The sequence below is a fragment of the Streptomyces griseoflavus genome (genome assembly GCF_014649995.1).
In the GTDB taxonomy this organism is placed as follows: domain Bacteria; phylum Actinomycetota; class Actinomycetes; order Streptomycetales; family Streptomycetaceae; genus Streptomyces; species Streptomyces griseoflavus.
In genome coordinates this window covers 104027-111494 of the sequence record NZ_BMUC01000010.1, presented here as the reverse complement: position 1 = coordinate 111494, position 7468 = coordinate 104027, and the positions used below count along the sequence as shown (strand labels likewise).

8 protein-coding genes are annotated in these 7468 nt (G+C 72.3%); 3 read left to right on the top strand and 5 right to left on the bottom strand.

Annotation, left to right across the window (positions count from 1 at the left end; translation table 11 throughout):
- Positions 1-6: 6 nt before the first annotated feature.
- From IE172_RS21495 to IE172_RS21480, 4 genes are all read right to left on the bottom strand, one after another.
- The gene (locus IE172_RS21495; RefSeq protein ID WP_190098908.1) at positions 7-213 is read right to left on the bottom strand and encodes a hypothetical protein; all 207 of its coding nucleotides are present in this window, start codon (positions 211-213) and stop codon (positions 7-9) included.
- Positions 214-399: 186 nt separating this feature from the next.
- Entirely contained in the window at positions 400-1599 is a 1200-nt protein-coding gene (locus IE172_RS21490) for a beta-1,3-glucanase family protein (RefSeq protein ID WP_190098907.1), read from the bottom strand.
- 302 nt (positions 1600-1901) lie between these two features.
- Positions 1902-2798 carry a Gfo/Idh/MocA family protein gene (locus tag IE172_RS21485; RefSeq protein ID WP_190098906.1) on the bottom strand — a complete coding sequence of 299 codons (897 nt, stop codon included), beginning with the start codon at positions 2796-2798 and terminating at the stop codon, positions 1902-1904.
- Positions 2799-2977: 179 nt separating this feature from the next.
- Positions 2978-3391, bottom strand: coding sequence for a VOC family protein (locus tag IE172_RS21480; protein ID WP_190098905.1), 414 nt, complete (start codon positions 3389-3391; stop codon positions 2978-2980).
- Positions 3392-3600: 209 nt separating this feature from the next.
- On the opposite strand from IE172_RS21480, the gene IE172_RS21475 reads away from it, so the two are divergent.
- Positions 3601-5370: an ABC transporter ATP-binding protein gene (locus IE172_RS21475; RefSeq protein WP_190098904.1), complete on the top strand. Its 1770-nt coding sequence runs from the start codon at positions 3601-3603 to the stop codon at positions 5368-5370.
- Between the two features lie 174 nt (positions 5371-5544).
- Positions 5545-5808 (top strand): DUF5133 domain-containing protein, encoded by a 264-nt coding sequence (locus IE172_RS21470; RefSeq protein WP_190098903.1) that lies wholly within the window; start codon positions 5545-5547, stop codon positions 5806-5808.
- Positions 5809-5827: 19 nt separating this feature from the next.
- Here IE172_RS21470 and IE172_RS21465 read toward each other — a convergent pair whose 3' ends face one another.
- Positions 5828-6796: a GlxA family transcriptional regulator gene (locus tag IE172_RS21465; RefSeq protein ID WP_190098902.1), complete on the bottom strand. Its 969-nt coding sequence runs from the start codon at positions 6794-6796 to the stop codon at positions 5828-5830.
- 187 nt (positions 6797-6983) lie between these two features.
- Here IE172_RS21465 and IE172_RS21460 point away from each other — a divergent pair, with 187 nt between their 5' ends.
- Positions 6984-7457: a hypothetical protein gene (locus IE172_RS21460; RefSeq protein ID WP_190098901.1), complete on the top strand. Its 474-nt coding sequence runs from the start codon at positions 6984-6986 to the stop codon at positions 7455-7457.
- Positions 7458-7468 lie beyond the last annotated feature (11 nt).

The window sequence follows — 7468 nt, the reverse complement described above, 5'->3', positions numbered from 1 at the left end:
GGCAGGTCAGGGCAGGATCTTGTCCAGGGCGGCGGGCCCTTCCTCGGCCAGCTTCCGCTTGGCCCACTCGAGGTTCTGCGGGGTGAGGTCCTTGCCGGAGGCGAGAACCAGGTCCTCCGGTGACACCTCGGTGCCGGTGCGGGCGTGGAGCATGCTGTCCGGGGTGGCGCTGTCCTCGGGCTGCCGGGACGCGTCGGGCTGGGACGTCGACATCTTCTGGCTCCTCGGGTCCGGATCGCTGTTGCGGCCCCGGTGCTGTCATCGGGTCCGATACTCACCATTCATCGCGGATGCCCGCCGTGCATCCGGAAGCGCTCGCGGCATCGCGGTGAAGGGCCGCCTCCTGGATGCCGGAGTACCTTCCCGGCCCCGGGGGAAACCCCCGCCCCGCGCGCGGTCCTAGAAGGGCGTGAGGGTCAGCCGCAGGCCCGTCGGCGCGGTGTCCTGGATGTACGAGGCGAAGTCGGCCACGTCGTCGAAGGCGAAGCCGTAGGCCCGGCCGTCCTCGGTGGCGGTGTGGACGGCCCGGGAGTAGTGGTTGGTGAGTTCTGTCCGGTAGAAGACCGAGGCGTCGGCGGTCGGCTGGTCGGGGTGGCTGAGCAGCGTCGACCGGTTGAAGCCGGCGCCCAGCACCGCGGCGACCGGACCGGTGGTGCCGTCGTTGGGGGCGGCCAGCGCCCCGTCGCAGAAGAGGACGTCCCGGGTGGACGGCTTGGCGAAGGAGACCTGGGCGGGCCCGTCGAAGGTGAACCGCTCCCCGCGGACCCGGCCGGTGAAGGTCCCGGCGTTGGTGGTGACCCTGAGATCCCGGCCGGTGTACGTGCTCCACACCTCGTCGATGTACGGGGCGAGGTAGTCACCGGCGAACAGACCGGCGTCCAGTCCGTGGCCGGGGGCGATGATCCGGGTGTCGTCCACGACCAGCCGGGAGAACGCCTCGACCTCCCTGAGGGCGGCGAACGCCGCCGCGCGGCCGCCCGCGCGCACCGTGCCCGTCGTCCGGTCGGCGGAGCCGGTGAGCCGGATGCTCAGCGGCACGCTGAACATGTCGACCATCGTGGTGTTGCAGAACATGCCGGCGGAGTTGTGGGTGAACTCCGCGCAGTCGTGCAGCACGCCGTAGTTGGGGTCGGAGGTGACCCAGCCGGCCGGGTACTGCAACGCCGCGTCGCCGTTGCCGTCGGTGACGGCCTTGAACTTCAGCTTGGCGCCCAGGGAGACGTAGATCCGGCCGGACATGTGGGGCAGGGACAGCCTGGTCTCGCCGCCGGACAGGCTGATCGCGTAGTCGGTGAACCCGTCGGGGCCGTTGTCCGAGGCGGAGATCGGGACGACGTTCCCCTCGGGGGTGAGCCGGACCTGCCGGCCGTCCGCGTTGCCGACGACGTACAGGTGCACGTTGGCGTTGTCGAAGGCACCGCTGTTGTTGACGATCGTCAGCGGCAGCGAGGCCGCCGCCGGGCCGGCCTCCCGCCCGGCGGACTGGTCCGCGAGGGCGTGCGGGGCGATGACCGCCGCCGCGGGCAGGGCCACGGCGGCTCCACCGAGGGCGAAGAGGACCTTGCGGCGGCCGAGGGTGCGCTGATGACGAGGAGTCATGTGGGGGTCTCCAGGGTGCTCGTGCGGGTTCCTGACCGCACCGGCCGACGCGGGGGGGAGGAGCGGAGAGAGCGCTCTCAGGCTGGACGTCGGGACCGGCGCGCGACATCGATGCTAGGGACACCGACGCCCCCCGCCAACGGTCCGACTTGTCCGCCGACACCCGCTGACCTGCGATGACGTGAAGTGCAGGCTGTCTCCCCACGATCGCTTAACCGGCCTTTAAGGGCCGCTTAAGCCGCCCCGGGCACCCGCGGCACACAGCGCGTCCGGAGCGTTCCGCTGCGCAGTCGCCGGACACGTCACGACGGGCGGCTCCCGCTGTGCAACAAGGTCTCCGCCGTGGCCAGCACCCGCGTCACCCGGAGGGCGAACTCCGCGTCGCAGACGTGCGGAACGCCGGTGCGGGCCGCGGTGAGCAGGGCGTCCACGGCCCGGCCGAGGACCGGGACGATGCCCTCCGAGGACTGCGGGAGCACCGTGACCCCCGCCTCGCCCCGCAGTTCGACCATGGCGCCCGCGGCGGCCGGGGGCGCGGTCAGGCTCAGGGTGAGACTGCTCGACGCGCCGCTCGCGTGGTCGAGGACGAGATGGACGGTGTCGCCGGGCCCGTAGGCGGCCGCCGTCACCTGCCGCGGCTCGCCGAGCACCGGGAGGAGTACGGACAGGGCGTGCGGGCCGACGTCCCACAGCGCGCCCTTCTCCCGCCGCCACGGTGAGGCGGCGAATGGACTGGCCGCGTCGCCGAACACCGCCCCGAGCCACTGCGCCCGCCCGGTGAACCAGCCTCCCGCGCGCGCCTGTTCGGTGATCCACGTTTCCGGCTCCGGCTGGAAACGGGTGGTGAAGAAGACCACCGAGGCGACCCGGGCCTCCTCGACCGCCGCGACCACCGCCAGCCCTTCCTCGACCGTCGGCGCGAGCGGCTTGTCGAGCAGCAGGTGGCAGCCCGCCCGTGCGGCGCGCACCGCCAGCCCCGCCTGCACCGCCGGCGGCAGGGCGACGGCGACCGCGTCCACGTCGGCCAACAGCGCGTCCACGTCGTCGTAGGCCCGGGTGCCGTGCAGGGCGGCCAGTTCCCCGGCGGCGTCGGCGCGACGGCCCCATATCCCGGCGAAGTCGAGGTCTCGGTGCCCGCTCAGCGCGGGCGCGTGTGCCGCCCGGGCCCAGGGTCCGGTGCCGAGCAGTCCGATCCGCATGCCGCCGCCTCTCCCGTGGCCCGCCGCCGGGCCGGTGCCCCTCGCGCCCTGCCGACGCGTCACTCCGGGTCAGAACGATGATCCCTGCCGAAATGACCTGTCAACAGCCCGGTCGCCGGGAGAGGTGCCTGCGGTCGCCGCCCTCCACCGGGCCGGCGCCGGTCGGGCCGGGGCCCGGCTCAGTCCCCGGGCTTGTTGATGTTGACCATCCACGGGACGCCGAAGCGGTCGGTGCACATGCCGAACACATCGCCCCACATCTGCCGCTCCAGCGGCACGGACACCGAGCCGCCGCCGGAGAGCCGCTCCCAGTAGCCCCGCAGGGAGTCCTCGTCCTCGCCGCTGATGCTCACGGCGAAGTTGTTCCCGGCGGCGTACTCCATGCCCGGCGGTGTGTCCGCGCCCATGAGGGTGAAGCCGTCGGTGGTCGTCAGCATGCCGTGCATGATCTTGTCGGAGCCCTCGGCGCCGGGGTGCCCCGCGTCACCGAAGGTGTTGAGGCGCAGCTCACCTCCGAAGACCTCCTGATAGAACTCCATCGCCTGCCGGGCGTCCCCGTCGAAGCTCAGATACGGGTTGAGGAGTGAACCCATCGATACCTCCTGAAGCGCTGCGAACGGTCGGCTGCGCGCAGGCTAACGCCGGGGGCCGCCCTCCGCGCGTCGGACCGGACCCGATTCAGTGCCCCGTCCGCTGAATGCGTTCACGTTCTTCTATTGGATTTCCGGCCGCTCCGCGACCAGGCTGGTACGCGCTTTCTACGAACGCCGAACAGACGTCCCCCAGGGGAGGGCCACCGCCGATGGCGACCACGCCGGAACGACCGCTCGACCACCGGTACCGGGGCGAGCACCCGATCCGCACCCTCGCCTACCTGTTCCGGGCGGACCGCGGCCGCCTGGCCGGCGCCGTGGTCGTCTTCACGGTCAAGCACAGCCCCGTGTGGCTGCTGCCGCTGATCACCGCCTCCATCATCGACACCGTCGTCCAGCACCAGCCGGTCTCCCGGCTGTGGACCAGCACCGGCGTCATCATGGTCATCCTGCTGGTCAACTACCCGCTGCACGTGCTGTACGTCCGCCTGCTGTACGGCAGCGTCCGCCGCATGGGCACCGCCCTGCGCTCCGCCCTGTGCACGCGCATGCAGCAGCTCTCCCTCGGCTACCACTCGCGCGTCAGCGCGGGCGTGCTCCAGGCCAAGGTCGTCCGGGACGTGGAGACGGTCGAGCAGATGGTCCAGCAGACCGCGGAGACCGGCCTCGGCGCGCTCACCGTCCTCACCGGCGGGTTCGTCATCATCGCCGTCCGCACCCCGGAGTTCCTCCCCGTCTTCCTCATCGTGGTGCCGGCGGCGGCACTGCTCGTCGCCAGGCTGAGGGCCCGGCTGCGCACGCACAACGAGCAGTTCCGCCACGAGGTGGAGACCCTCTCCTCCCGGGTGACCGAGATGACCCGGCTGATCCCGGTCACCCGCGCCCACGGCCTGGAGGGCAAGGCGCTGCGCCGGATGGACGGCACGCTGGACCGGCTGCTCACCTCCGGAATGCGCCTGGACCTGGTCAACGGCCGGTTCGGGTCGCTGGCCTGGGTGGTGCTCAACGTGGTCGGCGTGAGCGTACTGGCGGGCGCCGCGCTCATCTCGTACTACGACGTGTGGGGCGTCACCGCGGGCGACGTCGTGATGCTCAGCGCGTTCCTCACCACGCTCACCAACTCGACGACCACACTCGCCGGGCTGGCCCCGGTCATCACCAAGGGACTGGAGTCCGTCCGCTCGGTGGGCGAGGTCCTGCAGGCGCCGGAGCTGGAGGACAACGAGGGCAAGACGGAACTCACCGCGCTGCGCGGCGCGATCACCTTCGAAGGCGTCGGCCACGCGTACGAGAGCGACGGGCGCCCCGCCGTGCGGGACTTCACCCTCGACGTCGCCCCGGGGGAGACCATCGCGCTCGTGGGGGCGTCGGGGGCGGGCAAGTCCACGGTGCTCAACCTCGTCATCGGTTTCATCCGGCCGACCTCCGGCCGGCTGCTGCTCGACGGCACCGACATGAACGGTCTCGACCTGCGCACCTACCGGCGCTTCCTGTCGGTGGTGCCCCAGGAGTCCATCCTGTTCGACGGCACCGTCCGGGAGAACGTCGCCTACGGCATAGACGACGCCGACGAGGAGACGGTACGGTCCGCGCTGCGCGACGCCAACGCGCTGGAGTTCGTCGACCGGCTGCCCCGGGGCCTCGACACCCTGGTCGGGGAACGCGGCGCCCGGTTGTCCGGCGGTCAGCGCCAGCGCCTCGCCATCGCCCGTGCCCTGATCCGGGACCCCAAGGTGCTGGTGCTGGACGAGGCGACCTCCGCGCTGGACACCCGCTCGGAGGCGCTGGTGCAGGAGGCCCTCGCCCGGCTGCTGCGCGGGCGCACCACGTTCGTGGTGGCGCACCGGCTGTCCACCGTGCGCGGCGCCGACCGGATCGTGGTGATGGGGGACGGCCGGATCCGGGAGGTCGGCACCCACGAGGAACTGCTGCGCCGCGGCGGGGCCTACACGGACCTGCACAGCGGCCAGGCGGCCTGACCTCCTCCGCCTTCCCGCGCCGAGGGGCGGTGCGGGGTGGAGCCCTTCGTCTGCGCGCCGACGCGATCGGTCGGGATGCGAGTGTTTTCGGTCAATTGCGGTCACATGGGTGCGAGGGGTGAGTGCTTCCGCCCGATGCGGGCATACGCAGCGGAAACCAGAAAGGGGCGCTTCGTGCTCGTACCGGACCCGAAGGTCGTCAGGCAGTTGCTGACGCGGTATGCGACGCTGCGGATCGCGCAGGCGGAGCGGCACTCGCCGGCGGCGGCGCGTGAACTGGAGGACGTCAGCTACACGCTCTGCGTGATGATGGCGACGTCCGGCATCGACGAGGCCATAGCGCGGGCGGACGCCCTGCTGGTCCGTCCCGTGGCCGGGCCCGCGCCCGGCCGGACCCCGGAGGCGGACGGCGGGACCGGCCTGTCCCTGGCCGTCTGAGTTTCCGGCCGCCGACCGGCTACGGGGCGCTCGCGCCGGCGGCGGACCGCCCGTTGAACGACGAGCGGTAGGCGTGCGGAGTGGTGCCCACCACCTTGCGGAACCGCTCACGGAACGCCGTGGGCGAGCCGAAACCGGACTGCTGGGCGATGCGTTCGATCGTGTGGTCGCTGTTCTCCAGCAGGTACTGGGCGCGCCGCACCCGGGCCCGCAGCAGCCACTGCAACGGCGTGGTGCCCGTCTGCTCCCGGAACCGGCGGCTGAAGGTGCGCTCGCTCATACCGGCGCGCGCCGCCAGCGCCCCGAGCGTGACCTCGTGCGCCAGATTGTCCTCGATCCACTCCAGCAACGGTTCCAGGGCGGATCCGCGGGGCACGGGCGGATGGTCGTGCACGATGAACTGGGCCTGCCCGCCCTCTCGTTCGAGGGGCATCACCGACATCCGGGCCGCGTTCGCGGCCACGGCCGAGCCCAGGTCCCGGCGGATCATGTGCAGGCACATGTCCAACGCGGCGGCGGCGCCGGCCGAGGTGAGGATCTGGCCGTTGTCGACGTAGAGCACGTCCGGCTCCACGTCGATCAGCGGATGGTCGCGGGCCAGCCGGCCGGCGGCCACCCAGTGCGTGGTGGCGCGCAGACCGTCCAGCAGGCCGGCCTCCGCCAGCACGAAGGCGCCCACGCACACCGAGGCGATCCGGGTATCCGCTTCGGCCGCCCGCCGCAGCGCGGCGACGACCGCGGGGGAGAGCGGGGCGTCCTCCGTGCGGCCCGGCACGATGACCGTGTCGGCGTCCGCCAGTGCCTCCAGGCCGCGGTCGACGCGCAGGGCGAAACCGCCGTCCGCGGCCACCTCGGGCCGCTCGGCACACAGCCGGACCCGGTAGGGACGCCGGCCGTCGGGCAGCCGGGTCCAGTCGAACACCTGGAGGGGGGCCGCCATGTCGAACGGCACGACCCCATCGAGAACCAGAACCGCCACGGAGTGCATGAAGGCCACGATAGGCGGATCCCCGCCACGCCCCGGAACCGGTGCGTCGATGTGGCGGCACGCCGACACCGTGGTGGGGGCGTTGGCGAGAACCCGTGGAAACCTGTCGTTCCAGCCTCTGGGTGATCATCGGGCGCACTCCTAGCGTGGGCCGGGCACCGCCGACCACACCAAGGAAAGAGCCCCGGTGACGAAGCTCCTGCTGTCCCTCCACGTCCTGGCCGCGATCATCGCCATCGGTCCCGTGACCGTCGCCGCCAGCATGTTCCCGCCCGCCGTGCGCCGGGCCGCCCCCGGGGAGGGCGAGGGGCCGGACCGGAGGGAGGTCACCACCCTCGCGCTGCTCCACCGCATCTGCCGGGTCTACGCCCGCATGGGGATCGCCGTGCCCCTGCTCGGCCTCGCCACCGCCCTGGCGATGGGCGTCCTGGGCGACGGCTGGCTCATCGCGTCGATCACCCTGACCGCGGTGGCCGCCGGAACGCTCCTCGCCTTCGTGCTGCCCCGTCAGGACGAACTCCTCGGACAGGTGAGCGAACGCCGGCCCGTCGACCGGCGGAGCACCGTCCAACTCGCGATGTTCACCGGGGTGTTCAACCTGCTCTGGGCCACCGTCACCGTCCTGATGATCGTCCGCCCCGGTTCCACGACGGGCGCCTGACCGCCCCGAAC